Consider the following 26,418-nt stretch of genomic DNA (forward strand, 5'->3'; position numbering starts at 1 on the left):
TATTATAAATTTTGTAGGTACTTTCATGTCTTAATAACAGGACATGAAAGTCTAAACCTTTTGAACATAGGACAAAAAACTCTTAACTACTTAGCCAGTAATATCTTTAACTTATTTTATTATAATAGATGAAAATAATGATAAAATTATACCTTTTTCCTAATTGCACGTGTGAATATTCTGATACAATAGAATTAAATAAATTTAAAGTTAGGGTGAAACGTAATGTGGGATAGTCATTTCCATGGTACTCCAAGTAAAGTGATAGTTGAAGAGATTTCTTCGGAAAACAATAGTGATAAAACTTTTAAAGTTGGACAAATATATTCACATCCATTATATGTTTATAAGCTAGAAATTTCTAAAATTGAAGCGTATAAAGGTGAAAGTTATAGTTATAGAAATGCTTCTATATTTGTAAAGCCTTGCTTTTTTAATAGGGAAAATGAAATTGTTAAATTAGATGAGTATGAGATGACTACAGAAGAATTGAACGCAGACAAATGGTGGATTGAATCAGAAAAATAGAGGTGAGAATACTATGATTAATTTACTTATAAATACAGGTCTTTCTAAAAAGCTGTTAAGTGAATGGCATCCTATCAAGAATGGTCACTTGAATCCTGAAGATATTACATATGGAAGTTACGAATATATTTGGTGGGAGTGCTCTGAGGGACATGTTTGGGGATCAACTCCTAATGATAGGCTGAAAGTTGAAGATGAGCTTTGTCCAAAGTGTATGAAGAAAAAGCAGCAGCTAGATAAATTAAACAATGTTAATAAAATAGAAGCTAAATCACTTAGATGTATTGATCCAGATTTATCTAAGCAATGGAATTTCAAAAGAAATGCAGATGTAACACCTGATAATGAGATGATTGATGAAGAGAATTGGAATGTTAGATGGTGGATATGTGGTAAGGGTCATGAGTGGAAGGAGTCTGTTAGAAGTAGACTTCATGATAAAACTGTGTGTCCATACTGTTCAAATAAGAAAGTTTGCAAAGACAACTCATTAGCAACAATGTATCCAGAGATAGCAAAGGAGTTTTGTATCTTTGACACATGTTATCGGCAGAAATTCCGAAATCCATATGAGGCAATTTATACTTCAAATGAAGAAGTAATGTGGGTTTGTAAAGAAGGTCATATGTGGAGAGAAAAAATAAATTTAAGAGTGAAAAATGGTAAGGGATGTAGAACTTGTGAAAAGTATCAACAGTCAATTGCTCTTCATAACCCAGAAATAGCAAAAGAATGGCATCCTACAAAGAATAAAGAAGTATATGGTGTAACAACACCAGAGGAGACATCTACCAGATGTAACGAAAGAGCATGGTGGATTTGTGGTAAGTGTGGACATGAATATAAAGCAATGGTCAAAGCTAGACATGAAGGGGCTGCAAAATGTCCGTCATGTTATCCTCCAGAACCAAGGGTAAGAAAAAAGAAAAGAGAAGCTTTATTTCAAACTTATAATAAGATGGAAGATAATAGGGTTATCTTTGAGAAGAATTTAAGAGGAAAATTTAAAGATAGTGAAGGATAGCTTGAAATCTTTTTTCAAATTTGTGCTGGGAAGCTAAAAAACTAAAAAAGTGTCCTTTTTGCTTTTTTAGTTTTTTACATTTTATTTTGTGGAAATGAATTTAAATAAAAGCACCTATAAATCTCTAAGGTGCTTATTTTACTATATCTAGACCTTGCTATTTTGTGTAGCAAGGTCTTTTATTATATGTTCTATTTATAAAGTGAATTTAGTACGATAGAACATTTTCAATACTCCTAGAAATCATAGCAGTGCTTTTTTGTTATAAAGGATAATATTATATAGGAGTAGAAGCCATGCATATGACAAAAAAGAACAATTTCGGTAGGAATCCTGATTGTTCCCTGAAATGCGTCTTATATTTGCAAAAGAACCGGTTAAAATTAAGATTGTTCAGTTGGAGGAAGGAACCTTATGGTATCTTTTTAGCGAGTTTATTTGTATAATTTTATTCTTTAAATAGAACGATAAGAGAAAGGTAAGTGAATATTATAATTAATTTCGAACCATTTAATCCAATAATGAATGACATAGCGATCAAACTTGCTATGGTACTATTTATACCGTTATTCTTAGCATTGCTTGTCAAAGTCATACTTATGAAATTTATGAGAGAATCCGTTGCTGGCAGGCTAGCCTATCTATCTTGTCTATTTTTTATGTACTATGTATTTAAATTTGTTACAGAATAGATAGGCATCTTAGGATGCCTTTTTTATAAATAAAAGTAACGTAGTATTTAAACATATACGTTCACACAAGATCACATGTATTTAGTTCTGTAAATCTATAAAACTTTAGTTTGGATTTTCTTGGCCCAAGCTAGTCCCAAAAATGAGAGTTTAGAGTTTCATGCCTTTGTACAGTACATTAAGATAGGAGGGGAGTTTAACTCACATTTCCTCAACTGTTCGTTAAATTCCGATTTAACGAACAGTTGGTATTGTCTTATTTATATGTTATGATGTTATTGTCATTTATTATAAGTTGAGGAGAATTAATATGAAAATTCCTTTTATGAAAGAAAAAACAAAAAAAGTAGAAAAAAGATATTTGCAAGCAGAAACATTTGTACAACTATTCTGTGGTTTAATGATTCCTAGAATACGAGACGGAAAAGACATTGAGACAGCTTGGAATGAAATAAAAGATTACTTTGAGGAACCTCGTTTTAAACATGAAAAAGTATGTTTCAGTAAAGGTTTGAAGTATAATTTCGAAGATCTTATTGAAGCATACAATGAATTATATTATGAAGAAACACCCGTCTACTTCAATTTACTACAAGTATTTAAAGAATACCATGCCAGTGAAAAACAAATATTAGCTGATCAGTTAACCATTTATCAGGTAATGAATACAAGAGTGCCTTATAGTACAGAGTCCTACTTTCCCAACACTAAATAATAGTTTGTAAATGTTATAGTATGAATGACGTATGAATCATCCATAATGAAATTTTCAAGCGAATTAGTAAATAGAATATGATTTCAAAACGACAAGAACATTTGTTCGTTAAAATTGTATTTAACGTGAAGAATAGATAGCTGTTTTTTTATTCTTCGTATATAATCAAATTTCCCACTATGAAAGGATGTTTTTTACTGTGAGATCTAATTTTGTAGATATTGTAGGGTATCAGTTTGAAAAAGTTCATACAGGTGCTATAAAATGGTTGTTAGACTCAAGCAATGAATTGATTGATCACAACGAAAAATCAAATGTGCTTCGCAATTTATATAAAATGTGTGGCATCCTCCCCCCTTTCAAAAGTTCGGATATTGATTTTATAGAGTGTAAACCCGAATTTTCTATCGGAAGTGGAAAAAGAGTGGATCTTGTTATTGAAATAACACTAAATAATGGTGACCTAAAATATATAGTAATCGAAATGAAAGTTGACACTATAGCCAAAAAAGACCAACTTACTGCAACCTACGATGGTTTTCACAGCAGCGAAGATGCTATATTTATTCTTTTCCTGTTTGGATCTTCTCAAATTTGTCAGATTCCAAAACATAAGCACTTTAATACTTTTTGCTTAAATGATATCATGTCTGCCTTTAATAACATTGATAGTGAGCACTATATATACAGGGATTGGATGGACTCTTTGCAAGTCGAGTTAAAAAAAGGTAAAACCATTAAGAACTTACTTCCTACTTTAACTAATATTAAAGATAAAGATTCTTGGCGCAAGAACGGGTATCGTACGCATTTCACTGCTTTTTATTACCTTTACAAACATCTAAAATCCAATTCAAAAAACGAAATAGCCTGGAATATTTACAGTGGTAATAATAATCCAATTATGAATTGGGAACCAGGATGGTTAGATAAAACCATTTCTAATAAAAAAATAACATTCTATTGGGAATTTAATTATCAAGATCTTATTTTAAAAGTTAAATTACCAACGGAAGGGTATCTTTCAAGTCAAGAATTACATCAATTAAAATCAAATATTATTTCAATAGTATCTAAAAATCCCCAAATTAAGGGAAATATTGCTCGTAGGCAATCAATACCTAGAGTATATAACTCCCTATATAAATGGAAGTTTGACTTTTTAACGGAGAGTTTTGAAGAGATAATGATGAAAGCAGAATTAATTATTCAAAAAATTCATCCCGAATTAAAAAAATCTAATTGGGAATTTCCCAAAAGTAAATCAGTATAATACTCCAAAGTATTAGAGGTGTATAAAATGAGTAACAAAGAAAAAGAACGCTTTAAATCACTTGTCGAAAAGCACAAAAAAAATATGCCCTGGTATGTAGTAGAATATATAGAAATGAAAGCAATGCTCTCCCCTGCTACTTTATATGGATATATAACAGAATTTGAAAAGTTTTTTAAATGGATGATTGAGAAACGAATAGCGGTCATAAATGGAAATGTCGCAACTGAAATACATGAAATTCCAATTGAATTGTTAGAAAGCCTACCTTTAAATGAAGTGAATCGATTTCATATGTACCTTAAGAGTGAAGGTATTGAAATCAAAGCAATTAACAGGACCTTTTCGGCTTTAAAATCTCTTTTTAAATACCTTTCACAAAAAACTGAAGATGAATATGGGAATAGCTATCTTTCACGAAATGTAATGGATAAAATAGAATTACATAAAGAAAAAATAGATGCTGCAGCAAGAGCAGATGATGTAGCGAATATGATATTTAATAATAATGATGATGCTGCATTCCTGCGCTTTCTAGCAAACGATTATGAATTTATTCTGAAAGAAACTTCTACTCGTAAATACAATTACTTTTTACGTGACAAAGAACGTGATATTGCCTTAATTAGCCTTATTTTAGGTACAGGGCTACGTGTATCAGAATTAGCAAGTCTTAGCCTATCTAGCGTTAATTTCCGCCAAAAAACTATCAAAGTGATTCGTAAAGGGAATAAAAAATCATCCATACTTGCTACTCAATCCAGTCTAGATGATGTACAAGAGTATTTGAAAGTACGCCAAGAAAGGTATGGTTGTCCTCCAGAAGAAGAAATTATGTTTGTAACAAGGTACCAAGGAAAATACACCCAGCTTTCTGTCCGTGCCATACAAAATTTAGTAGATAAATATACAAGTGCATTTGATGAAAAACGCAGTCCTCATAAACTACGACATACCTATGCTACAAATCATTATAAAGAAAATAAGGATCTAGTATTATTACGCGATCAACTTGGCCATACCTCTGTTGAAGTTACTAGTATTTATACTAATATTAATAACGAGAAGAAACGCGAAGCCATTGATCGATTAGAAAAAAGACAATTTGAATAAAAACAGGATACTTCCTTAAAGAAGTATCCTGTTTTTATACTGTTGAATTTATTACTCAGTGATAAAAAAACTTACCAGCCTGAAACACCAGTTAATACAGCTTGATTGGCTGAATTACATTTATTATACACTTCCCAATAAGCATCTACGATCCAACCTTTTTTATACTCTCTATCAGCTGAGAACGCTGCATATAGTGCTGTGCCTAAATTCACTAATTCGAATTGAGATGCTGACTCAATATTCTTGACTCGTTCTTGTAAATTAGCTGAAAAGGCTTCAATATCCTTTTGTGATGTTAACTGTTGAATTTGTTGGTATAAGTAATTTGAAAGCCCCTTAGCGGGTATATTATTTGATAATGCACTTAAAATCTTTTCAAGTAAACTCTTTTTCATTCTTGTTCAACCCCATTTCAATTTATGTAAACTAAACGTATTAGGTTTTTATATAATACATTATATCATTATATTATGTATTATATATGTAATCACGAAAAATCACCGTTCAATTTTTCTATCCCCCCTTAACTAAATAAAGGTGAAATTTTCATATTCACTTGGAGCAGTTGCCCTTAATCCCAACCACTTTTTCTCTTTTCTTGTTCTATTGTTATGCGTTCTTTATATTCATAAGCCTTTATTTCATTACCTACATCAATTTGGTTAAAAACATCACTTTTCACGTCTATAATTCGCATCTTTTCATTCGTATATAATGTAATAAGATGTTTGTCTGGAGAACCTGTATCACCCATAAGAGGATTTCCAGGATCGCCTTCAATAAATTTTTTATCGATAACCTTCGCCTGTACTAACCTTCCTTTTTTTACTGTCTCTTCTTCAATTTCATATTCTGTCATAGCTGACTGTATTGCCGGAAAAATAAACCACACAATTATAATCGTAATAATAGTTATAAAAAAACACACTATAACATTTGCATTGGTTTTTTCATTAGATTTATGCATTATATTTATCCCTTCCCAGTTATGAAAATCACTTCTCTCTTACTTCTACAATTCTTTCTTTACTGAGTTGAATTCCTTCTTCTTCACTTATAGCTTATTAATATTCATCTCGGCACTCCCCCTTTCAGAGTATTAATTTTAGAATAATATATATATAAATTATATATTTTATATATACGAAAAACAACAATAAACTTAATGAAGTTTATTGTTGTTTTTTGAGCGATGAGTGAATTAACTTTTTTTTCAGAATTTTATTGATAAATAAATTAAAATTACATAATATATCCTGCTTTTCTGCTATGATGGTAATAAATAGGATACTCTATAGGATGGGGGAATATATAATGATTGCTTCGATAAAGGGTAATGAGCAAATCACAAAAATGTTAAATGACTGGTATATAGAGATTCGTGCCAGACATATTGGAAAGGCGCATAAATTAAAAGTTGAAATTGATCAAAAAATACACAATATTGAAGAGGACCAAAACCTGCTTTTATACTATTCTCTTTTAGATTTTCGTCATCAATATATGGTTGATAGTTTAAGCATTGGAAAAGACAGTTTTGATAAGGTTGAATCATTAGAGGTGCCTGCAGATCAGTTTTTATCGTACTACTACCATTTCTTTAAAGCTATTCATTCAAATATTACAGGTAACTTTACAAGTGCGAAAGAACATTACAACAAAGCTGAAGAACTATTAAACCATATCCCGGATGAAGTTGAACATGGAGAATTTTATTTCAAACTATCCACTTTCCATTATCATATCTATAAGCCATTGGCGGCTATCAAAGAAGCAACTAAGGCAAAAGAGATTTTTAAAAAGCATGCAGGATATGAGGCTACTATTGCGTTATGTGATAATTTAATTGGTTTAGCTTGTACACACTTAAAACAATTTGAAGAAGCTGAAGAACACTTTATTACAGCTATTAATACATTTAAAAAATCAGGTGAAGAAAAATTTATTACGTTTGTTCGTCACAACTTAGGATTAATGTATGCTGGCCAAAATTTATCTGAACTAGCAATACGATACTTATCTGAAGTAATACAAGAACTCCCTAAAGACTATAAAGCAATCTTTATTAAGGCTAGAGAGCATATGGAAATGGGAGATTCAGAGGAAACTTCTAACCTTATAGATAAAGGATTAGAAGTTTGTAAAGAGCTTAAAAATGAAGAGTACGAACATCACTTTTGGATTTTAGAAAAGTTAAATCAAAAAGTAACCGCTGACGAATTAGAAAAGACAATTAAAACAGGAATCTCTTATTTTGAGAGAGAAAACCTACATGAGTACGTACAAGAATACGCTAAAAAATTAGCAGTTTTATTCCATCAAGAGAATAACCGTTCAAAAGCAAGTGATTATTTTTACCTTAGCCATCAAGCCGAAGAAAAAAACTTTGAGAAGGAGGCTTTAAAATGAGAAAAGTAATTTTTAGCTTAATCGGGATTACAGCTGCATTCACATTTATTTTGAATTCTAGCCATGCAACTGATACACAGAAAGCGCTTAGTGAGGAAAAAATTGTACAATATGCTCACGGCCATACTGGCGGATGATAAAAAACAAGGGTCTTCACTTCATTGTGAGGACTTTTATTTTTATATGGGGATCCCTATTATAAAATTACAAAATACAATCATTTCAGAATCTTAATATAGAAATTAAAAGTAACTGGTTCCTTTTGCATCCATAAAAGGGAGCTTAAAATTTTAAGAGAGGAATTAACTATTAATGCATACACAAGAAGATTTCTATAAAAAATTAATAGAGGAACAAAGACTAGTAACAATATTTTTAATAAACGGAGTAAGAGTACCTGGCATTATTATTGCTGTTGATAAATTTTCAGTGCTAGTCTCCAGTAACGGAAAGCAACAATTCCTTTATAAACAAGCTATTTCAACGGTTTCTTTATAAATATAAATCTGCTTAAAATTGAATTTTTTTAATTTAAAAAGTGGTAAAAACAAAAAAGGAATCCTTAATAAAAGGATTCACCCCAGGAAATATAGATAAATAAAAAGAATTAAGTTTATTATAAAATAAAAGCATACTAAACATATTGAGAAACAAAAAATATTGAAGGTTGAAAGCAAAGAATAATGTTTGCTATACTAAATGCGCACAAATATATGCAAAATCACAAATAAAATAAGGGCAGCTATGCTAGGCTGCCCTTATTTTATTTTTAATTTCATAATCCGCTATTTAATTTGAGGTATTTATAAACCTAGTACACTAACAATCTGACATGCTTTGGAATTTGCAATATGATAGTACATCTCTAACCCTCTTCTTTCCGAGCGGAGAATCTTGCCACGCATCTTAGATAAGTGCTGAGATACAGTTGATTGAGGGACATCTAATAGCTCTGTTAATTGTGTTACATTACAAATTTTGCGGTGTTCTAGCTCCTTCACAATTTGTAACCTAACTGGATGGGCCATAATCTTTAATAATTCTACATCCGCCTCTGGGATTTTGTACATTTCATTACTTGCTTGAATAGTTGTCATTTTAATTTCTCCTTTTATAATTTTGTTTTATTTTAATTATCTATTTTTAAGTATGTTGTGTTTACTTGAGTACATTGTTCATAACCACTATAATGTTTATTCTTTTGTCTCTCTATCAGATTCAATATATATAAGTATTATGATGACTAAAAATCCAATAAAAGATAGCATAGGTATCGAAATGAAACCGAATAAATTTAAGTAATCTTCTGTACATGAAACTCCTACTGAACAAATCTTCATCTCATTAATAGGAAATGCTTGTATTGTAATTTGATATACAGATAATATTAAACCGATACACGTAAATGGAAATGCATACATGCTGACGCGCGGATCTTTTCTATACATTCCTATCCCCAATATTAATACTAATGGATACATGGCCATTCTTTGGTACCAGCATAAATCACATGGCGGCAGCTTCATCCATTCACTAAAAAATAAACTAATTAGCATTGCACTAGTAGCTATCATCCAAGCAATTGCAATGTGGTACTTACGAATCCATTCCATTTTATGTTCTCCTCACACGATTTTAATTGTATTGAAGGTTTTATAATAAGGATGCAATATTATCTCAATTATCTATTTAGAATGTCACTAATTTATTTCCGTATTTGGAATAACCGGTTTCAATGGATAGTATCCAATCATTTAGATCTTCCCAGTCATACCCCTTATCTTTCAACTCTGGTGGAAAGCAATTCTCAAAATCATCACGCATTCCGTACATAGTTTCTAATGCTGTTTCTAGTGGACCGAATCTATATACAATATGTGTTTTCACTCGTTTGTTTTTCTTTTCTGCTACAGCCAAATATACATATCGTCTTTCCTTTGCTAAAACGAACTTCAAAAACCCTGGAATTTGACTCATCTAAAAAATGCCCCTTTCGGTTTTCCTTACCCCTTTCTTTTGTATACGAGTAAGGAAAACAAGCGTTTTTGCCGTATTAATTTAAGAGGTGTCTCATTTTTTTGCTTTGAAAATACAAGACCACACTCATCATCACAATATTTATTACACCGGCTGCAGCTCCAATTTTTGCAATAACATATACAAATTCATTACCGCTAAATGGAAATAGACTCAAAAAAATAAAAAAAGTAGAAATAAAAAAAGATAAGAGCATGTTTCTTTTGTTCCCATTCATTCAAGAAACCTCCTTTTGGAATAAGTATTGATATTAAGCTGCATCATTACGGTTATAATGCCGATTCTTTTCATCTACAAATCCTTTAATGCCCCACACACCAGCCTTTAATTCTTTTGCTTCTTTTTCTGCTTCTAGCATTTCAGGTAGAAATGTAGTATTAAGTCTAGAGATATAGGCTATAATCCCATAACCAGACTTGACCATTAATTCATTAATATGTATTCCGTTACAAAATACATAAGCCAATTTCCTACCGTATTTGTCTTCTTTTTGTCCCCGATCATAAACCAAAGTTACACTTTTCCCTTCTAGTTGTTTCTTTAAAAAGGAAGAGGCTTCTTTTCCCATCTTTTGTGGTGGGATTTTTTGAGATACAGACTCAGGAGTATCCAATAACAGTAACCGTACCGTCTGTTTCTGCCTCTTTACGTTCACGTCTATCGTATCTCCGTCCTTTATATGTAATACCTTCCCTTTAACAGTCTCTAAGTCTTTTATTTTTCCCTTATAAGCTTCTGGAACATCAACAATACCTTTCCCTTCCATGTGCTGTTGTATCCCGTTTTGTACTGCTTGGGCAGGTCTTGATTCATTATTTATTTGTGTCGAATTGCTACATGCTGCCATTTGAAGTACGAATGATGTTAAACAAATAGCCTTAATCCATATTTTCATATCGAAATTTCTTCCTCCTAATCAAAATTCGTAAATAGCTGCATCTCAAAAACAAATAAAAAAGGACACACCTATGGCATATATATGCGTAGGTGTGTCCTTTTGCAAGATAGTTTTAGAAGTATTTTGTTACTTTCATCATATCATATTTCTTATTAATTTTATATATGAAATTTAAGATTTTGCGATATTATTTCTTCTTCTCATATATAAACGTGACTCTCTTCTGTGTAGAGTCATATGTTAATTTCGCATCGAATGATTTTCCTGTTTTTTTCGATATGAATCCTTTTATTGTATCCGTCATATTCTTTTCTAATAATTTCTTGATTTGACTAGCTGTAATTCTTTTTTCAAGTATCATTCCTGAAACAATGAAATCACAGCCCTTCTTGTACTGTTCGCATAGATAGTTTGTTTTCCCTATTATGACTCTACTCTGGCATAATGGGCATTTACCTACTGTACGATCCTCTGCAGTTGGAAATTCAAAACAAATACTAAGGTCCGGGTTTAATCGAATCGCAGCTGTGAATTCTCCTTTTTCTCCACTAAAACCACTAATGAAGTCTGTTACATTGTTATTCACTAGTTTTTTAATCTGGCTATCGGATAATTTCTTTCCTTTAATTTTAGCCGGCAACATAAAATCGCATCCGTTTTGATATTCTGAGCACCCAAAAAACGTTTTACGGTTTAGGATTTGTCCTTTTTGACACTTTGGACACTGACCTAGCGATAATTCTTCAACTGAAGGCAAATTAAAGCTGACTTCACCGTTAACGAATGCTAAATAAGCAGAAAATTCTTTGCCATTAGATTTAAATCCTTTTATAATGTCCGTTTTATTTTCTTCAAACAGTTTTTTAATTTGTGCTGCAGGAATCGTTTTTTCTTTTATTCTTTTGGGTAATCCAATGTTACAGTTTGGATGATTGCTACACCCGAAAAATTTCCCTCTATCTAAAATTATTCCATTTCCACAAGGACATTGGCATACTTCTATTTGTTGCTTCCAGGTCTCTATTAGATTGTGCGAAACCGTGTCAGGTATTCTTATAATCTCTTGTGCTATTTTTTGTACAAATGTATTTGTTTGGGCAATGAAGTCTTCATAACTCATTTCATTCTTTTCAATACGGTGTATCATTCCTTCCATTTCAGCTGTGTATAGTGGATCTTTAATTTGTTGAACAGGAAATTGTTCAATAAAGGCACGTCCAATTGGAGTCGTAGTAATTTTCCCTTTTTCAATGGCTATATAGTTCTTCTCATGTAAAGCTGGAATAAAGGTTGCTTCGGTTGCAACGGTTCCAATTCTTTTCCCCTTCATTAATTCCTTTAAATGTTCATCGTCTATTTTACGTCCTGCTGTTTCCATAAAGGTCAGAATGGAGCTTTCTGTGTGTAGAGCAGGTTTCTTTGTTTTGGATTCTAGTAATTCAAAATCGCAGATTTGAAGTTCCTGTCCTTTCTGCATAATAGGAATTTTAAATACTTCCACACTTTCTTCCTCTACTTCCTCTTGAAACACTTCTAGAAATCCTTTTTCTCGAAGTACACTTTCTTTTGTTTGATAGATATTTCCCATCGCGTCAATAAGTAATACTTCTCTTACCAGGTATACTGCAGGACGCATGAAATTACCCACAAAACGTTTTACTACGAGGCTATATAGTTGTTTTTCAATCTCTGGACGACCTTCCTCTTGATATTGTTTAGTCGTAGGTATAATAGCAAAATGACTTGATACAAGCTCATCGTTGAATGTTTTATGTTTCACATCAATTGCTTCAATATCTACGGATTGTACCAGTAAAGAATACTGACTCTTAGCTAGTGCCTGCATAACACCTTTTACACGCTCTACTTGCTCTGTAGGCAAATGCCTAGAAGATGAACGAGGATATGTAATAAACCCTTCTTCATACAAGTTCTGAATATGTTTTTTTGCAGTTTCAGCATTAATTTGCAATTGCGCATGGGCATCTTTATACAGATCTGTTAAGTTATATAGCAATTTAGGATTTTTCTTCCTGGTTCCCTCTTTAAATTCTTCTACTACAAGATATTGCCCTTTCAAATTTTCTCCCAAACTTCTTAATGGCGATGGGTTTAACACTTGATCTTCTGTTTTCATAACCGGTGTAAGTCCTAAATCTGTTATTAGCTGCAGATGATAATAAGATTGCTCTCTATAGTTTTCAATTGCTAATTCGCGTTGGCGTATCTCATTTAATAAACACATTTGTACACGGCCAGATGACAATAAGAATTTATTTTGTGCTAATTTTGTGGTACATCCCCTGGTTATATTCATCCCTAATAGATAATCCAGATACTGCCTTGCTTTAGCAGAATACGCCAGTCCATCGTATTTAGATGCGCTTTCTAATCGATTGAGAGCTGCTTCAAGTTCTGCAGCTTCAAAAGAGGATTTAAATACGCGAGATTGCTTTTTATTCACACCTGCATATTCGTACACTTCCCTATAGATTAACTCTCCCTCTCGGTCCGCGTCACATACGTTCACCGCATGGTCAACATCAGGACGTTGCAGTAGTTTAACAAGGATTTGTAATTGTTCAGCATTTTCTTGTATCACTTTATAAGCTGGCTGATAAATTAAAGGTAAATGTTCTAACTTAAACATTTTATACTCTGGATCCATCTCTTCCGGATTTTTTAGTTCCAGCAAATGTCCACGGCACCAACTGACAATATAATGATCATTTTCATAATAACCATAATAAGGCTTGCTACCAATGTACTTTTGTGAGTGACGGAATCGTGGCGATTTCATAATTTCATTGGCCACTTTTGATTTTTCTGCAATAAATAGCGTTTTCCCCATAACTTTTCCTCCTTAAACAAAAAAAGGACACACCTACGCTATGGTTATGCGTAGGTGTGTCCTTTTGCAATATGATTTTTTAGTATTGGATTATTTCTATTATAGCACATTATCTATGTTTGTATGTTTCGTACATAGTATTTATATATATATATAAAATAAAAGAAATTAAGACTAAGATTGCTAGCAAATAATAAACTTATTAATATTATTGCTCCAATAGGGTAATTATTAAGTTCACCTTGTTCAAACTAAGTATCGTTCTTGTTTTTTTAATTGAATTAAAATATCCTTATTTTGTTCTAATCATATTATCACCGACCACAACATCGATGTTATCTCCAATATTTATATGTTCATACAAGCTTTTCTCAACTGACACTTTATATTCTTTCTCCTCTACATTTACTTTTAGATAATACCTTTTCTCACCATCAGAAACGCTTGTACTTGTCGTTGTCATCGGTACACTCATGTTAATACCCGGTACAAACATAGAAGACGTATCAAAGGTTGTATCCATTTCAAGATCTTCTTCCTTTTCCTCTTTCCCTAATACTACTCCTTGTTTATCTTCGCCACTTAAGTGTTCCTTTTGTTCCTGCAACATATGATCCACCAATTTATTACCTTGGTATTCACTGTACCAAACAAAACCAAATACCAAGCAGATCCCAAACAAAACTGCTCCTGCATTCACTTTCCAATTCATCTAAAAATCACACCTTTCTATCATCAGTGATTACTTTTCCACGAAATGCTGTAAACGTCCCCATGTTATCAACTCATATTTAAATTAAAGTAATAATTTTTATTCGAATCTAAAGCCAACCAAACATTTTAAGAATAAATGAAATTCCCATAGTAATAATAAAAACAACTGTCATAAATACAATCACTCTTTTAAAAGTTCCGTGACTCAATAAATATCATCTCATTTCTGTATAAAAATCATATTAATATTACTCTTAGGATCTATTATTAAAATTTTTTCTTTATTCAATGCCGATTCTAATATTTCTTTTGCTTTAGATAGAGTATACATTCCACTCATTCCTCTTAACTCTCCACTAGTTATGATAACTTTAAAATTTTTCATTTTGTTATTATCACAATTTCCACATGTGCCCTTAATATCGGAAATATTGTTTTCCTTACCGCAATCTTCACATTGAAAAAGTAATCCCACTATAAACATCTCCTATATTTAAAGCTTTTAATTATTTGCTACTACATTCGAATGGATTTTTAAAAATATTATTTAACCTCAATTACAATAACAATTAGCTTTAAAAATAACCTTTATTCAATAAACTCTCTAAACCGTCCGCAAACTCTTTATCTTCTTGCCATTTACTTGTTCTCTTTATATCGATTACTTCAGAGATAAAACGATGTAGTCCATAGTTTGTTTTACAAACCATTTGAGCCAATTGCTCCATATTTAATTCGATATTTACATTACAATATTGTTCCTTATCTAAATGTTTATAAAAATGTTTCCCAGTTGCCATTAACTCTTCATCCTCACTTTCCTCGCAATTTAACATCTATTTATAGTCCCTCTGGTTTTAGTAAAACCTTTACTTTATTTTTAAGAGCACCTTCCAATTCATAATAACTATAGTTTTCTTCAAGGAAGTGTTGAAAAGTGTCATATACACTTCTTCTCCATATAGTGTTATCAATCATCGGTTTAATTTTGTCATCTAGCTTCATTAATACATCCTTTAGGTTATCTCCATTAGCAACAGGGAGCCAAGAGCCTTCATTATAGAAATAAAACCCTAATTCCGTACTCAATTTTCCTTCACCATCTGTAATCTCTCTTACTTCATATGTGTGATTCGGATGAGGTGCAACCACTGCCCATATGCCTCTACTATATCTATCTTCCCAACATTGTAAATTCCAATTATGTTTTGATATTAATTCTTGTAGCGCATCCATTCTATTGCCTCCTATTGGATTAATTATGATTTATGCGAAAGTTAATTATGTAATTTTCCATTAAGAAAAGTTGCATAGGATTTATCTAACAAATTAAGCAGTTTCGTTAAATCCTTTTCATTTCGGTAACCAAACATTACTCCCTTGGTAAAATCACAATCTATAACACCGAGGAAAGGTAAAAAAATAATTAATTCGTTAAAATCAACCTTTGTTTCTTCATAATATATATAGTTATCTACCTCGCTCTTACGAGCATACTCTTTATAAAAAGAATAAAAATCCCGGTGAAATTTTGCTTTTAGTGGTGTAATAGGTATTTGTATACTACTCTCACCTATTGTTAAGCATCTTTGATAGAGTTGTAAGACACTTTTTTTAGTTACAGTAATATTTTTCTTCAAAGTAATTAAAACTATATTTCTATCGATTTCTTCAACATTCCAATATATCAAACTACGATTCATCAATTGGTTACACCTCACTTATTCCTTTTCAGGGTGATTGGAATATTATCGGATTTTTAATAGGACATAACTACTATATTATTACCGTTAATTTGAATATGTTTTAAATTAGCTCCTTTTGGTGCAAGCTCCGGTTTAAAGTTACTTTCTTCAAAAAAATGGACCTTTGTACCTTTCCCGGGTTTCCCGAGAACAAGAGAATTATTTTGACGTTTTTTGATTTTTTTCATTTTGATTCGCTCCTTTTCTACAAATTTCAAATTTAAAACCAATTAACAATTTCCCCTAAATTAATTTAAATCCATCATGCATCTTTATTTTTCCAAAGTAATTATATTCCGCTACTACTATCTCACCACAAATGAACTTCCATGTATCATTATTCAACTTTACAACAAATTGCTCACCTTCTTTTAAACCCTGTATAACTTCACCTTTATTATTATAAATATAGGAGTCTTTTGTTACTTCAACTTTAATTTCTTTTTTCATCTTATTCATATTCCTTTTTACTATAAATAAGGTAAAATGATATATTGTAATTATTAAAACCAAAAACACGATCAGAAAGAGACAACCATTAAGCATAATATTAAATCTTTCCACCGTATCTCCCTCCTTATTTAATATTTCATTAAAAAAGGACACACCTATGGCAGTGGTCTGCGTAGGTGTGTCCTTTTGCAACGTAATATCAATATATTAACTTACGTTAATTATAACACTTTTTATATTCTTACTCAATTTAATTTATATAATCACAGATAATATTTACTCCATCAGACATCTCAAAATACACCCTTTATTTCTAAAATATATTTTTAATCATTCTTTTTCATCTCAAAATCTTTTTGGTTTCCTTTTAGCTTATAATACTTCATGTTAAGACGAATAGATACTATGGAGATTACTATGAACCCTATTACATATAACATGTCTCTCTTTCCCCATTTCTTATTGTTTAGCGAACTTATTATGTAAATATTTCACATGTTTCTTTTCAATATCCTTATCCATAATGTTCGCTCGCAATATTGTTTGGTAGATGTGCTGGACCTCATCATTTGTTAGTTGCGCTTCAGTATATAATTCAATACATTTTTGTAGTTCGTTATAATACAGGACATGTTTATCATTAGATTGAACATTTACTCTTTTTAGACTGCATTTTGGATGGAACGCTGCAATAGAGATGGTCGGCAGTTGTTGTTCCATTACCCATTCAATAGCTTTTATATGTTTATAATTTTGTCGAAATGGATTTTGAAAAGAAGATTTCTTTCTAAAAATACTCTGTGTCCACCTTGCAGATTTCTCATTTCCACAGATCCAACCTTCGTAGTTTTTCGTCTCTATAACAAATACACCGGTTTCCGCGATAACAATATGGTCAATTTGCGTTGTATCACCATACTCAGTATGAATCGTAACATCATGTAACACGCAATACTTTTCTGAATCCAATTTGCTCAATGTACGCTTCACTAATTTTTCTCCAACTTTCGCTTTCCATTTTGGTACATGTTTTTTCACAACAATATTCAATGGAATTAGAATTGCAATGAGAATTAATTCGAATATCAATACTTTCATTGTAAAATCCTCCTTTTCACACTCTTACGTTTTTGCGCATTAGACGATAGATATACGTTTCTAATCCTAAAATAAAATATGAGATACATAAGCCCTTTATCACCATCTCTACAAATCCTAAGGCTAATGAAAGAAGGAGCCCGCCCCTAAACGGAAACGGTCTTGTCACTCTTCGATTTACTGGTTTTTCAATAACCCCAAAATTTGCCCAGGTAGGCAAACGCTTTTCCACATTCTTTACAGTGCCCGTTAATCCGTATTTTAGCGATAAAATGAAACATCCAATTAGTAAATATACGATAGATGAAAAATAGATAGATAGACTTATAACGATAATTGTAAGCAGCCAACCTATTAAAATAGAATTTCGCAAAGCAATATATTCCCGATTTCTTCTCAAAACAAACATTCCTTTCAAAATAAATTAGGGTATTTTTAAATGGAAAATATTTACATTTAAAAATAAGCATGATATGATACGTCTATATTAAATTTTGAAATAGCCTATAAAGGATTGTGATAGATATGTTAAAACTTGTAGTAGATAATACCGTAACAGAAACAGAACCAGAACCAAAAACAGATTCAGCTTTTTCTAACTTTTTCACCTGCAAAGACTGCGTATATTATCTTTCAAAATCAGATTCTTGCAGTCTACAATTAGCAGCTGATTCAAATAATCCCCTTATCCCTTATGAATGTGGGAACTTTGAAGAAACCTATGAAATTGGAACGGAAGATCCATTGAATTCACATATACATCAACGACTTCGTGAAGAAAAAGCGCAAATGTTAGCTGAAAATTATCCAGCACAACCTTCTATTGATCCGATTCATAAAGATGCAATGTGGTATGGAACAATAGATTTTGGTTGTTGGATTGTAAATGACTCAAAAAAACGCTTTACTCTTGCAGAACAAGTTCCTTTTAATAATAACTGCCCAGAAAAATATGCTTCTCCTTTCCCTTTACATGATCACGGAGCAAAAGAAGGCATCAGACACTATATGTGCTGGTATGTGAACGAAAAGGGCATAGGCGAATACCATCTACTTATTGGCGGTGTCATCATGAAAATTGCAGAAGGAGTTAGAAAACTTGGATTCAATGACTAATCACATCTATAAGAAAAGAATGTTAGAACATACAATAGTATTTACCCTGGTACACCTCGTACCAATTCTTATTTCAACCAGCATCATATATTTAGCCATGGAACTTTCTAATTCGGAGTGGCATATTTTGCTTAGTTATGAAGGGATATTTACAATTCTGTTCCTTATAACGAGGTTCCTAGTCTTTCAAACAAAGACAAGTATTCTTTCTATGAAACAATACGAGAAATGGTTTTCCGAGTTAAATATTATTTTAGTTTCCATTTTCCTTGTCAGTTTTGCAGGCATACCAGCTCTACTACAAGTTGTGTTCATTCTACAAATGGCACTCACTTTCTATCTGTTAGAGCGTAGTTGTCTGTATATCGAAAGATTGACAATACATAATCTCTATACAATACAAGAAATCATTTGCGACAAAAAACAACTAAAAATTGATCGAATTATTCCCTATAATGAGGAACACGGAACTCTTACCATTCAAACTAAAGATGAACAATATTTTTTATATAGAGCAGTGTATCTAAGTGGCATATTATCTCCTATAACTAAGGAAACATTTGCGGAATATGAAAGAAGTAACCTAATGGGTAGATAAAAGGTACTGAATTTAGATTCAGTACCTTTTCCATCTTTATATATGGTTCTTTACATATTAGCAAATAGCCATGGAGCGAGTACGGCTAACATACACAGCAAACAAGATCCTGTTATGACACGGTTAGACCAACGATAATACTCAGGCTGTTTCGTACTTTCATGAATCTTTCTTAAACGAATACCTGCAATTAACATAAATGGTGTGAAAATAAGTGCTGTTGCTTTAAACAGGTCTAAAAAATCCGTAAAGATGTTCATAAACGAAAATACATCGGAACTAAATAAGAAGTACACACTTAGTCTCATGGACATCATGCTAATAAATGAGAAAATCATACTCCCAGTCGCCCACTTCATCCATTGACCATTCTTTGTAATTAATGCCATAACCATGACAATAACGCCTAATACGAATGAAATAGAAAAGATATTTACTCCTACTTTAAAAGCCGGTGCATACATACCTTCAATCTTTTGTATGATTGATGAGCCAAATGAATCATCTTTCTCTGTTGCTTTTGCTCGATTGTTTAATCCCTTTTGAAAGGACGACGAAAGTTCGCTCCCTTTTCCTTCATTAAAACTTGGTTTTACAGAAGCTTGAGCCGCTTGTAAGGGTATAAGTAGTAAAATCATTAAAATAAGCGTACATAGGACTCCAATCATCCCTTTTTCTTGTTTCATCACACATCACCCGCTAATTTCGGTTTAACGCTTTTTAATTTGATTTGATTTCCTTCCGCAACATAATAAAGATCTGCTGCATAATAGATATTTGCTTTCGTATATGCTCCCATAATAGCATTCGCAATTTCTTCCTTCTCTACTGCAATGTATGTTTCATTTTCATTGTAAAATTCAATTTCAATTCGATTAATATTATTATTTAGTACTGTGATATGTAACTCTTTTAGGCTATCTAGACGATTTCCTAATCCACATACTAATTTAAATACTTTATTTGCAATTGTTGGTGGTTTAACATAAGTCGTATTAAAATGAAGAGTTTCATCATCTATCACACCATCTTCCTCAACTTCACACGTCATAATGAAAGAATGATTTTGCTTTTCGATTTCTTGTTGACTCAACTTACGATCAATGACATACTTCACGCTTGTTGACAGGTTTTCTATATATTCATCCAGTTCGGTATTTGAAATTTTAACCTCTGAGAATTCCGGAAAAATCATATAAGCATGTACATTTGAGCTACTTTTACTTACACGTAATACCTGAACTTGTTTCTTTTCATAGCGCACCGTTTGTTCTAATTTTTCTACTACATTGTTACTTAGGGAATTAATAATCATTTACATTCACCTTTCAAAATTGTTATTTTTTTAACTCATAAATATTTTTTACTTCATATAATCCTCATGTTTGGATTTAATCTATTTTAAGCATTGTAATATTGCGGAGAGTTCTCAGTTCTCCTGTTTTAAGATTATAATCACTTAATCTTAAACATTTTAATATTACAATGACGTACAATGTCTCATTATAGTCGAATATTCTTATATGGTGAATCATTCTGTCCCACTCATTTGTACAAAAATAAAAAAATGTTTTATCCTTGTACAAATGAGTGGAAAAATGCTGCATTCATACTATCTGTCTATAAAAATACAACTAGGAAATTAATTTATATATTCCCTAGTTGTCTATCACTCCATTCAACTAATGTATAAGAATACGGTGAATCAATTTGTAATTCTAAATACAACGGTTGATTTTCTGGTAAGATTTCTCCCTCTGTATGAATCCAATAACGCTTGTTATCCGACATATTCAGTACGCGTGTCAGTCCTTGTTCTCGTCTTATTACTTTTGCAGTCCACCCAACCCGATTCATATCTTCTACCTCTGATACTCCTTGTGGAAAAGGTAGATTCTGTTCTGTTTCTAGTGGGATTGGCAACTGTTTTAGTTCCGAAAACGTCTCCTCATATTTAAATACTTCCTCTGGTATATCCTCATCGCTCGGAAAAGGAATTCCATATTCTGCTTCAGAAGCAGGAGTATGATGAAATTCTTCAGCATACTCCACTTCTTTTGCAACTTCCTTGTCCTGCTCAAACGCTTTTTCTTCTTCGCCTACATTTATTCGAATAGATGTAGCAACTAAATCGTATATATTGGCTACATCCTTTTCTAAGGTAATCTCTTTCGTTGGAACAGTAACACGTTCTTGTTCCCTACCAATAGGTCTATTTTCTCTCGGACACCAATAAACAGGTCGTTCCACCGGTTCTGGCCCTTTTTCTTTTTTCTTCTCTTCTATCAACATGTTTCTTTTGGTTTTGCAAACTACATAAACCATATAGCAAATTAGTGCGATAAGAAGTTTCGTAAACATGACTTTCCCCTCTCGTTTAACCAAATAAATCAAACTCAAATTGTCCTTCAATTACTTTATTTTTTTGTTTTCCTTTTCCTTTCTTTTGAGAACCATCTACTTCCACAATCAATTCATCCCAGAGTGTAATGTCTTGTTTTTGTACAAGCATACGCTTATCGGCATTCAATGTTGTTAAAGTACGTATGATATCTTCTACATTCCCGTCAATTTCAAGTTTACGTTGCTTTACTACAACGCCAGGAACTTTTTCTTCTTGGATATATTCAACGGCTTTTTGCACAAATTTCGCATCTTCCATATACGATACGTCAAATGTACTCGGTAATGTTTTCACCCAGTTTGTAAATTGGATCTCAATTGATTCAAACACTGGTGTAATTACTTTACCGATATTTGCAAGTACTCGCTTAGATTCTTCCGATGCTGCCTGTGTCCACTCTTCTGTTGAACCTTTTAATTGATTCCCGCTTTTAATATTTTGGATTAATAACGTCTGAAGATCTCCTGTATCACCAAGCATTGCATTCAGTCCATCACTTGTTGCATCACCATTCATTGCTTCAGCAGCTTTATTCTTTTGGGCAATTAATTGCGCCATCTGTTCTTGGAATGTTTCTCGATATCCAAGATAGAAAGTTCTGCATTGCTTTGTTTGACCAATGCGCCAATGTCTTCTTGCAGCCTGATTTAATGTAAATAAGCTGAATGATAATTGGTAGAAAATTAATGTTGGCGTCGCCAGCAAGTCCAATCCTACCTTAACTAATTCTTGTGAACAGATGATAACATTCACACCGCTATTTACTTGCTCTTTTAACCATGCACTGCGCTTTGGCGGAGTAACTGTATTCGTACGAAGTATAGCTACTTTTGCCCCAGGCACTTGCTCTGCAACCTTTTGTAAACGAGGCTGAATGTCTCGTTCTTTCACTGTAGATCCTGTATCAGATACATAAATGATGGTTGGACGGCCTTCAGAGATTTCAGTATGCAATATTTCTTGCAGCTTCTTCTCCTTCGGCTGTATACAATCCTCATCAAATCTGAATTCTTCGTTGGACCAAACTAATTCTCTTTCCGCATTATCTAAGTGATAGTTTGGGTAGTGATTCATATTGTCTGGATACGAATTTCCTGTACGAATATAAGAGAGCCATAGTTTCCCAACATCTGGTGTACCTTTCGCCCCTTCAATCGCCTTCTCAAAAGATTCTTTCATATGCTCATAAGCCTGTTTTTGTTCTTCCGACATATCGACAAGAATCGTAGGTACATTAATTAACTCCACAGGATTTGGCCACACATCTTTTAAGCGCACATTAATGGTTGTATCCATTAAAAATTGGGTAAACACATAAGGTGAAATACCAGGTACGACCTTGGTTTTATCTAAATTACCTTGTGCTCCACGTGAAGCTATATTAGATGTGACCTCACCATCATGGTAATATGTTCTCTCGATATTTCCGTAGGTTTCATTCCATTCCATTAAAGAACTATATTCAAACCCACTTTTCACCATTTTTTGAGGGAACAGACGCCATAACGTATAGAATACGTCGCTTGCGCGCCCACCAAATAATGTACCTGTTCCAGCTACGACTTTCTTACAAACCCTTGCTAAACTTCCTAAAGCAGTTCCTTGTGCTGTTTCACTCTTTAATTCGTGAACTTCATCAACGATAAGAGCATCAAAGAAGTGTTTCATTTTTCTACGAATATACTCAACAGTAGCTACCTTTCGATATGCTCTTCCTGATTGTTTCGCATCATATGGCTTCACACGATTCTCTAGCTCTAGTTGTTTTTGCAGCGGTTTATTTCCCTCTTTTATTGCTTGTACTAATTTATTTTCATATTTGGTCCAATCTTTAAAACTCGCATATTTCGTTTTTACTTTTGGACTCCAAATGTTTGAATTACAATCAGCACATACACTATTTTTATTTGTTTTCGAATCTAAGTCACTTGCTGTAAAATCTTTATACTGGCAGACTTCTTTCTGTTCACCATTAGCTTGTTGAACTATAATAGAAGACGTTTTTTTACGTAACTTAGCACCACAATCTGGACAATAGTATCCATTCTTATAATATCTTTGCACCTCTTCCTCCGATTTCTTGGAAAGTGCAATTTGCTTATAAGGTAATGGCATCTGTTTAATAGAATCCCCTCGCATTGTAGTAAAACTAATGACAAAGAAGGTTGGCTTTTCTGGTTTTGGTCTTCCTGCCTGGATCCAAGATTGATGAATGCGAATTAAATCCTCTGTACGTTTAATCAGATGTACATCTGCGTCTGGTATTAAGTGTCGTATTTCTTCTTTTGCCCACTTCTCAGTTAGAGTCGGTGGCACAAATACGCAGGTACGATATCCTTTTTGTCCTGTCAAATGGAAATATCCATCTACTGTCGCTGTCATAATTGCACTTTTTCCGCTCGACATTTCCCCCTGTATAATGATCCCTTTTTGTACTTGTAATGCTTTTGCTGCACCTGTTGCTACATGTGCCTGTACAGGGAATAATGGTCTTTGGTATGTATCAAAATGAGATAATGCCTGTTCTTTCATCGGTTGATGTAAAGGCTCATCTAATTTTGTTACTTTATCAAGCATGACAGGCGAATATTCCAATAGATATTCATTTAAATCATTAATTTCATTGATCTTTTCACCTGTACCCTCTTGCGGGAATTGACATTTTCCAGTACGTATCATTTCTGATAAAAACTCTTTACAATCCTCCTCTTTTAACGCTACCTGCGCAATAGATAGAGAAGTAAATTCATTTCTATCAAAATACACATTTAATGGTTGTAACAAATTTCTTGTTAACATCTCTTCATAAATTGGTTTCGCCCATTCTTCTAAAATTGGGAGACCATATGGAGGAGCCATTAAGAAATCTCTTACTTGCATTTCTGGTGCTTCATCAATTGCCACAATATACTTTTCTTCTAATTCTTTAGAAAACGCAATAATTGCCTTTTTTCTATTTACTGTTTGTGTATTTATAAACTCAAATTGCCCTTTCGAATTTACATTCATTTTTTTGCCTAATACATAATGTAATTCTTCTTTTTGCCCCTCTCCAAAATACAAACGACTAGTACCCATTGATATGGCTGCTCTGAATGACTTTAATGTACTGTCATTCGCACCTAACACTGCAAATTGCATTTGGTTGTTATGATTAACTGCCATAGCAAAGCAGAAAGCTGAATGTGAAGCAGTGCCTGTCTCCAATTGCAACATCGCTGGTGTTTGTTCCTGGTCAAATGTATCTTGTTGAATTATTTCTTGTAACATAAGTTTCCCTCCTAAAATAAAAAACGCATCTTATTCGATACGTTTCATGTCCTACTCATTCAATTTATTGGTTAAAAATCTATAAACTGTTTCCACTCTGGTAATGATTGTTCAGCCGCATGGAGCATATCACTGGCACCTTGAAAAACAGAGAATTGCTCTAATACTTCCAAAGATGTACCTGCACCTAATTGAGAAGCACATAAACAAATAACTGTAAGTACAATAGCAATACGAAATATACGATTGCTAAACTCCCATACAATGTATAGTGCTCCTATCCCTAACAGTACAGACATATCTCTCTTCCTTTCCTAGACAAGTTCTTTGACTTCACCAGTTGGTGTTGCGATGATAAATTTCGCGCGGCGTTTTTGTAATACAACTTCTTTCGTTGTTGTTTCCAGTTTCTCGAATGAAGTTTCAAAAAACACATTTTCAGAACCACGAACAGCATGGAGTGTATCACCTTCACCAAGCAATCCATCTGCCACACCCGTTATCAGCAATAGTCCTAATTGTCCAGAAGCAATTGGCATCTTTGCTCTCTCTGCAGCTGTTTTCTCAGCTTGAAGTGAGTAACCATTTCCTCTATTTAAGCGTTTCTTTAATGTTAAGATCCCCTCTGATTTACCTACACCTTCATAAGCATCTTTATAATCTACGCGAGATGTGAAAATTAATTTATTTTGATTTCGTAATGTAGGTATAGTCCAACTTTTACGATTCACCATTTGCGCTAATGTATTTACATGTTCTCTAACAAAATCTAGTTCTGACATATTCTCACAAAAATTAGCGAATCGATCGTTAAAATATGTATCATTTTTCGTAGCTGCACGCTTACGGCCAATAAAGACACATTGTTTAAATTGCTCAAATTCTTCATTTTCATCACCAAAACGCATTAACCCGATTTCCTCGTAATTCTTAGCTAAAAAGTAGCTAATTTCATCTCGAGCAAAACGATCGTATGGAATGACATACACCATAATGCCACCGTCTTGTAAATAATGGTGTGCACGCTTTAAGAAGTTAAACTCCATTTTCTCTGATTTCTTTTTTTCTGTCCGAAGCTCTGTATTATACGGTGGGTTTAAAAAGATAAGTGGAAAATAGTCATGACTAATCATCATACTTTCAAAGCTAGAGCGTATTACTACGTCTAATTGCTCTTTTGCTTTGTTATATCGATTTGCATCTAATTCCACACCATATGTATCAAGTTGTATACCAACTTGTTTCACCGCATCTGCAAAACTTCGTAAAATTGTACCTTCTCCACAACATGGATCAAAGCAAGCATAAGCTCGCTCTGATTCCATTTGTAATAACTGTATTAAATGATTCCCTTCTGTTAGTGGTGTTGGATAAAATCCCGCCGCTAAATCATTTCCTAAAATTGTCGATAGGTAAGTCTTTGAGGTTATCTCCAACTTTTCCCCCGATCCGCACGGTACGTGCCACTTTCACGGCA

General features: G+C 32.8%; 34 protein-coding genes. 11 read left to right on the top strand and 23 right to left on the bottom strand.

The features are described from left to right. The first annotated feature begins 225 nt into the window (after positions 1-225). From PDQ68_RS23350 to xerS, 6 genes are all read left to right on the top strand, one after another. A complete protein-coding gene (locus PDQ68_RS23350; protein WP_000263523.1) occupies positions 226-528 on the top strand; it encodes a hypothetical protein in 303 nt (100 codons plus the stop codon). Positions 529-541: 13 nt separating this feature from the next. Next, positions 542-1,552: a zinc-ribbon domain-containing protein gene (locus PDQ68_RS23355; RefSeq protein WP_000609152.1), complete on the top strand. Its 1,011-nt coding sequence runs from the start codon at positions 542-544 to the stop codon at positions 1,550-1,552. A gap of 482 nt (positions 1,553-2,034) precedes the next feature. Then, the gene (locus tag PDQ68_RS23360) at positions 2,035-2,244 is read left to right on the top strand and encodes a hypothetical protein (RefSeq protein ID WP_001021329.1); all 210 of its coding nucleotides are present in this window, start codon (positions 2,035-2,037) and stop codon (positions 2,242-2,244) included. A 310-nt stretch (positions 2,245-2,554) separates the two neighbouring features. Next, positions 2,555-2,959: a hypothetical protein gene (locus tag PDQ68_RS23365; protein WP_000701128.1), complete on the top strand. Its 405-nt coding sequence runs from the start codon at positions 2,555-2,557 to the stop codon at positions 2,957-2,959. 187 nt (positions 2,960-3,146) lie between these two features. Then, on the top strand, positions 3,147-4,232 hold the full coding sequence (locus PDQ68_RS23370; RefSeq protein WP_002073815.1) for a PD-(D/E)XK nuclease family protein: 1,086 nt from the start codon (positions 3,147-3,149) through the stop codon (positions 4,230-4,232). 27 nt (positions 4,233-4,259) lie between these two features. Continuing rightward, the gene (xerS, locus tag PDQ68_RS23375) at positions 4,260-5,345 is read left to right on the top strand and encodes a tyrosine recombinase XerS (RefSeq protein ID WP_000066152.1); all 1,086 of its coding nucleotides are present in this window, start codon (positions 4,260-4,262) and stop codon (positions 5,343-5,345) included. 71 nt (positions 5,346-5,416) lie between these two features. On the opposite strand, the gene PDQ68_RS23380 is transcribed toward xerS, so the two are convergent. Both PDQ68_RS23380 and PDQ68_RS23385 read right to left on the bottom strand, forming a co-directional pair. Further along, positions 5,417-5,743 (bottom strand): hypothetical protein, encoded by a 327-nt coding sequence (locus PDQ68_RS23380; RefSeq protein ID WP_000749219.1) that lies wholly within the window; start codon positions 5,741-5,743, stop codon positions 5,417-5,419. 176 nt (positions 5,744-5,919) lie between these two features. Further along, positions 5,920-6,315, bottom strand: coding sequence for a hypothetical protein (locus tag PDQ68_RS23385; protein WP_000549611.1), 396 nt, complete (start codon positions 6,313-6,315; stop codon positions 5,920-5,922). A gap of 347 nt (positions 6,316-6,662) precedes the next feature. Between PDQ68_RS23385 and PDQ68_RS23390 the strand changes: the two genes are divergently transcribed. The 3 genes from PDQ68_RS23390 to hfq all read left to right on the top strand — a co-directional run bounded on the left by PDQ68_RS23390 (position 6,663) and on the right by hfq (position 8,255). Then, a complete protein-coding gene (locus PDQ68_RS23390; protein WP_000561969.1) occupies positions 6,663-7,757 on the top strand; it encodes a Rap family tetratricopeptide repeat protein in 1,095 nt (364 codons plus the stop codon). After that, on the top strand, positions 7,754-7,894 hold the full coding sequence (locus tag PDQ68_RS23395) for a hypothetical protein (RefSeq protein WP_001233271.1): 141 nt from the start codon (positions 7,754-7,756) through the stop codon (positions 7,892-7,894). Before PDQ68_RS23390 ends, PDQ68_RS23395 begins: the two co-directional genes overlap by 4 nt. Before the next feature lie 175 nt (positions 7,895-8,069). Next, positions 8,070-8,255 carry an RNA chaperone Hfq gene (gene hfq / locus PDQ68_RS23400; RefSeq protein WP_000557400.1) on the top strand — a complete coding sequence of 62 codons (186 nt, stop codon included), beginning with the start codon at positions 8,070-8,072 and terminating at the stop codon, positions 8,253-8,255. A gap of 305 nt (positions 8,256-8,560) precedes the next feature. On the opposite strand, the gene PDQ68_RS23405 is transcribed toward hfq, so the two are convergent. From PDQ68_RS23405 to PDQ68_RS23475, 15 genes are all read right to left on the bottom strand, one after another. Further along, positions 8,561-8,854 carry an ArsR/SmtB family transcription factor gene (locus PDQ68_RS23405; RefSeq protein WP_000207870.1) on the bottom strand — a complete coding sequence of 98 codons (294 nt, stop codon included), beginning with the start codon at positions 8,852-8,854 and terminating at the stop codon, positions 8,561-8,563. Positions 8,855-8,950: 96 nt separating this feature from the next. Further along, positions 8,951-9,370, bottom strand: a complete 420-nt coding sequence (locus PDQ68_RS23410) for a disulfide oxidoreductase (RefSeq protein WP_000454806.1) — start codon at positions 9,368-9,370, stop codon at positions 8,951-8,953. Positions 9,371-9,446: 76 nt separating this feature from the next. Continuing rightward, positions 9,447-9,734 (bottom strand): hypothetical protein, encoded by a 288-nt coding sequence (locus tag PDQ68_RS23415; RefSeq protein ID WP_000078380.1) that lies wholly within the window; start codon positions 9,732-9,734, stop codon positions 9,447-9,449. 76 nt (positions 9,735-9,810) lie between these two features. Next, positions 9,811-10,011 carry a hypothetical protein gene (locus PDQ68_RS23420; protein ID WP_001014120.1) on the bottom strand — a complete coding sequence of 67 codons (201 nt, stop codon included), beginning with the start codon at positions 10,009-10,011 and terminating at the stop codon, positions 9,811-9,813. 33 nt (positions 10,012-10,044) lie between these two features. Further along, complete coding sequence (locus tag PDQ68_RS23425; RefSeq protein ID WP_000708141.1) at positions 10,045-10,689, bottom strand: thermonuclease family protein; 645 nt, start codon at positions 10,687-10,689, stop codon at positions 10,045-10,047. A 190-nt stretch (positions 10,690-10,879) separates the two neighbouring features. Then, entirely contained in the window at positions 10,880-13,543 is a 2,664-nt protein-coding gene (locus tag PDQ68_RS23430) for a type IA DNA topoisomerase (protein WP_000520746.1), read from the bottom strand. Between the two features lie 292 nt (positions 13,544-13,835). Beyond that, positions 13,836-14,255: a hypothetical protein gene (locus tag PDQ68_RS23435; RefSeq protein ID WP_001104249.1), complete on the bottom strand. Its 420-nt coding sequence runs from the start codon at positions 14,253-14,255 to the stop codon at positions 13,836-13,838. 222 nt (positions 14,256-14,477) lie between these two features. Continuing rightward, positions 14,478-14,741 (bottom strand): hypothetical protein, encoded by a 264-nt coding sequence (locus PDQ68_RS23440; RefSeq protein WP_011167263.1) that lies wholly within the window; start codon positions 14,739-14,741, stop codon positions 14,478-14,480. 91 nt (positions 14,742-14,832) lie between these two features. After that, complete coding sequence (locus tag PDQ68_RS23445; protein WP_000930819.1) at positions 14,833-15,093, bottom strand: hypothetical protein; 261 nt, start codon at positions 15,091-15,093, stop codon at positions 14,833-14,835. A gap of 4 nt (positions 15,094-15,097) precedes the next feature. After that, positions 15,098-15,493 carry a hypothetical protein gene (locus tag PDQ68_RS23450; protein WP_000339405.1) on the bottom strand — a complete coding sequence of 132 codons (396 nt, stop codon included), beginning with the start codon at positions 15,491-15,493 and terminating at the stop codon, positions 15,098-15,100. A 41-nt stretch (positions 15,494-15,534) separates the two neighbouring features. After that, a complete protein-coding gene (locus tag PDQ68_RS23455) occupies positions 15,535-15,960 on the bottom strand; it encodes a hypothetical protein (RefSeq protein ID WP_001082099.1) in 426 nt (141 codons plus the stop codon). A 56-nt stretch (positions 15,961-16,016) separates the two neighbouring features. Further along, positions 16,017-16,190 (bottom strand): hypothetical protein, encoded by a 174-nt coding sequence (locus PDQ68_RS23460; protein WP_002163368.1) that lies wholly within the window; start codon positions 16,188-16,190, stop codon positions 16,017-16,019. Between the two features lie 55 nt (positions 16,191-16,245). After that, the gene (locus PDQ68_RS23465) at positions 16,246-16,566 is read right to left on the bottom strand and encodes a hypothetical protein (protein WP_000439354.1); all 321 of its coding nucleotides are present in this window, start codon (positions 16,564-16,566) and stop codon (positions 16,246-16,248) included. 348 nt (positions 16,567-16,914) lie between these two features. Beyond that, on the bottom strand, positions 16,915-17,553 hold the full coding sequence (locus PDQ68_RS23470; protein ID WP_000865998.1) for a nuclease-related domain-containing protein: 639 nt from the start codon (positions 17,551-17,553) through the stop codon (positions 16,915-16,917). A 16-nt stretch (positions 17,554-17,569) separates the two neighbouring features. Further along, complete coding sequence (locus PDQ68_RS23475) at positions 17,570-17,953, bottom strand: hypothetical protein (RefSeq protein WP_002163370.1); 384 nt, start codon at positions 17,951-17,953, stop codon at positions 17,570-17,572. Positions 17,954-18,078: 125 nt separating this feature from the next. Here PDQ68_RS23475 and PDQ68_RS23480 point away from each other — a divergent pair, with 125 nt between their 5' ends. Continuing rightward, positions 18,079-18,669 (top strand): hypothetical protein, encoded by a 591-nt coding sequence (locus PDQ68_RS23480; protein ID WP_000916415.1) that lies wholly within the window; start codon positions 18,079-18,081, stop codon positions 18,667-18,669. Beyond that, a complete protein-coding gene (locus PDQ68_RS23485; protein ID WP_000377937.1) occupies positions 18,653-19,267 on the top strand; it encodes a hypothetical protein in 615 nt (204 codons plus the stop codon). Before PDQ68_RS23480 ends, PDQ68_RS23485 begins: the two co-directional genes overlap by 17 nt. A gap of 50 nt (positions 19,268-19,317) precedes the next feature. Here PDQ68_RS23485 and PDQ68_RS23490 read toward each other — a convergent pair whose 3' ends face one another. From PDQ68_RS23490 to PDQ68_RS23515, 6 genes are all read right to left on the bottom strand, one after another. After that, positions 19,318-19,953, bottom strand: a complete 636-nt coding sequence (locus tag PDQ68_RS23490; protein WP_000806908.1) for a hypothetical protein — start codon at positions 19,951-19,953, stop codon at positions 19,318-19,320. Then, the gene (locus PDQ68_RS23495) at positions 19,953-20,582 is read right to left on the bottom strand and encodes a hypothetical protein (RefSeq protein ID WP_000586356.1); all 630 of its coding nucleotides are present in this window, start codon (positions 20,580-20,582) and stop codon (positions 19,953-19,955) included. The genes PDQ68_RS23490 and PDQ68_RS23495 overlap by 1 nt, the downstream gene beginning before the upstream one ends. Before the next feature lie 332 nt (positions 20,583-20,914). Further along, a complete protein-coding gene (locus PDQ68_RS23500; RefSeq protein WP_000494457.1) occupies positions 20,915-21,628 on the bottom strand; it encodes a hypothetical protein in 714 nt (237 codons plus the stop codon). A gap of 16 nt (positions 21,629-21,644) precedes the next feature. After that, positions 21,645-24,941 (bottom strand): DEAD/DEAH box helicase, encoded by a 3,297-nt coding sequence (locus PDQ68_RS23505; RefSeq protein ID WP_000938774.1) that lies wholly within the window; start codon positions 24,939-24,941, stop codon positions 21,645-21,647. Between the two features lie 71 nt (positions 24,942-25,012). Then, a complete protein-coding gene (locus tag PDQ68_RS23510) occupies positions 25,013-25,240 on the bottom strand; it encodes a hypothetical protein (RefSeq protein WP_000114818.1) in 228 nt (75 codons plus the stop codon). Between the two features lie 15 nt (positions 25,241-25,255). Then, entirely contained in the window at positions 25,256-26,377 is a 1,122-nt protein-coding gene (locus PDQ68_RS23515) for a DUF6094 domain-containing protein (protein ID WP_000406895.1), read from the bottom strand. Positions 26,378-26,418 lie beyond the last annotated feature (41 nt).

The sequence above is a fragment of the Bacillus cereus group sp. Bc010 genome, from assembly GCF_027716745.1.
In the GTDB taxonomy this organism is placed as follows: domain Bacteria; phylum Bacillota; class Bacilli; order Bacillales; family Bacillaceae_G; genus Bacillus_A; species Bacillus_A pacificus.

Excerpts from the sequence above, each read along its gene's own strand:
- PDQ68_RS23405 (WP_000207870.1), bottom strand. The coding sequence starts at position 8,854 with ATGACAACTATTCAAGCAAGTAATGAAATGTACAAAATCCCAGAGGCG.
- PDQ68_RS23415 (WP_000078380.1), bottom strand. The coding sequence starts at position 9,734 with ATGAGTCAAATTCCAGGGTTTTTGAAGTTCGTTTTAGCAAAGGAAAGA.
- PDQ68_RS23460 (WP_002163368.1), bottom strand. The coding sequence starts at position 16,190 with ATGAAAAAAATCAAAAAACGTCAAAATAATTCTCTTGTTCTCGGGAAA.
- hfq (WP_000557400.1), top strand. The coding sequence starts at position 8,070 with ATGCATACACAAGAAGATTTCTATAAAAAATTAATAGAGGAACAAAGA.
- PDQ68_RS23370 (WP_002073815.1), top strand. The coding sequence starts at position 3,147 with ATGTTTTTTACTGTGAGATCTAATTTTGTAGATATTGTAGGGTATCAG.
- PDQ68_RS23385 (WP_000549611.1), bottom strand. The coding sequence starts at position 6,315 with ATGCATAAATCTAATGAAAAAACCAATGCAAATGTTATAGTGTGTTTT.
- PDQ68_RS23445 (WP_000930819.1), bottom strand. The coding sequence starts at position 15,093 with ATGTTAAATTGCGAGGAAAGTGAGGATGAAGAGTTAATGGCAACTGGG.
- PDQ68_RS23425 (WP_000708141.1), bottom strand. The coding sequence starts at position 10,689 with ATGAAAATATGGATTAAGGCTATTTGTTTAACATCATTCGTACTTCAA.
- PDQ68_RS23410 (WP_000454806.1), bottom strand. The coding sequence starts at position 9,370 with ATGGAATGGATTCGTAAGTACCACATTGCAATTGCTTGGATGATAGCT.
- PDQ68_RS23495 (WP_000586356.1), bottom strand. The coding sequence starts at position 20,582 with ATGATTATTAATTCCCTAAGTAACAATGTAGTAGAAAAATTAGAACAA.
- PDQ68_RS23430 (WP_000520746.1), bottom strand. The coding sequence starts at position 13,543 with ATGGGGAAAACGCTATTTATTGCAGAAAAATCAAAAGTGGCCAATGAA.
- PDQ68_RS23505 (WP_000938774.1), bottom strand. The coding sequence starts at position 24,941 with ATGTTACAAGAAATAATTCAACAAGATACATTTGACCAGGAACAAACA.
- PDQ68_RS23510 (WP_000114818.1), bottom strand. The coding sequence starts at position 25,240 with ATGTCTGTACTGTTAGGGATAGGAGCACTATACATTGTATGGGAGTTT.
- PDQ68_RS23455 (WP_001082099.1), bottom strand. The coding sequence starts at position 15,960 with ATGAATCGTAGTTTGATATATTGGAATGTTGAAGAAATCGATAGAAAT.
- PDQ68_RS23420 (WP_001014120.1), bottom strand. The coding sequence starts at position 10,011 with ATGAATGGGAACAAAAGAAACATGCTCTTATCTTTTTTTATTTCTACT.
- PDQ68_RS23500 (WP_000494457.1), bottom strand. The coding sequence starts at position 21,628 with ATGTTTACGAAACTTCTTATCGCACTAATTTGCTATATGGTTTATGTA.
- PDQ68_RS23440 (WP_011167263.1), bottom strand. The coding sequence starts at position 14,741 with ATGTTTATAGTGGGATTACTTTTTCAATGTGAAGATTGCGGTAAGGAA.
- PDQ68_RS23380 (WP_000749219.1), bottom strand. The coding sequence starts at position 5,743 with ATGAAAAAGAGTTTACTTGAAAAGATTTTAAGTGCATTATCAAATAAT.
- PDQ68_RS23355 (WP_000609152.1), top strand. The coding sequence starts at position 542 with ATGATTAATTTACTTATAAATACAGGTCTTTCTAAAAAGCTGTTAAGT.
- PDQ68_RS23390 (WP_000561969.1), top strand. The coding sequence starts at position 6,663 with ATGATTGCTTCGATAAAGGGTAATGAGCAAATCACAAAAATGTTAAAT.
- PDQ68_RS23395 (WP_001233271.1), top strand. The coding sequence starts at position 7,754 with ATGAGAAAAGTAATTTTTAGCTTAATCGGGATTACAGCTGCATTCACA.
- PDQ68_RS23350 (WP_000263523.1), top strand. The coding sequence starts at position 226 with ATGTGGGATAGTCATTTCCATGGTACTCCAAGTAAAGTGATAGTTGAA.
- PDQ68_RS23365 (WP_000701128.1), top strand. The coding sequence starts at position 2,555 with ATGAAAATTCCTTTTATGAAAGAAAAAACAAAAAAAGTAGAAAAAAGA.
- PDQ68_RS23470 (WP_000865998.1), bottom strand. The coding sequence starts at position 17,553 with ATGAAAGTATTGATATTCGAATTAATTCTCATTGCAATTCTAATTCCA.
- PDQ68_RS23480 (WP_000916415.1), top strand. The coding sequence starts at position 18,079 with ATGTTAAAACTTGTAGTAGATAATACCGTAACAGAAACAGAACCAGAA.
- xerS (WP_000066152.1), top strand. The coding sequence starts at position 4,260 with ATGAGTAACAAAGAAAAAGAACGCTTTAAATCACTTGTCGAAAAGCAC.
- PDQ68_RS23450 (WP_000339405.1), bottom strand. The coding sequence starts at position 15,493 with ATGGATGCGCTACAAGAATTAATATCAAAACATAATTGGAATTTACAA.
- PDQ68_RS23435 (WP_001104249.1), bottom strand. The coding sequence starts at position 14,255 with ATGAATTGGAAAGTGAATGCAGGAGCAGTTTTGTTTGGGATCTGCTTG.
- PDQ68_RS23490 (WP_000806908.1), bottom strand. The coding sequence starts at position 19,953 with ATGAAACAAGAAAAAGGGATGATTGGAGTCCTATGTACGCTTATTTTA.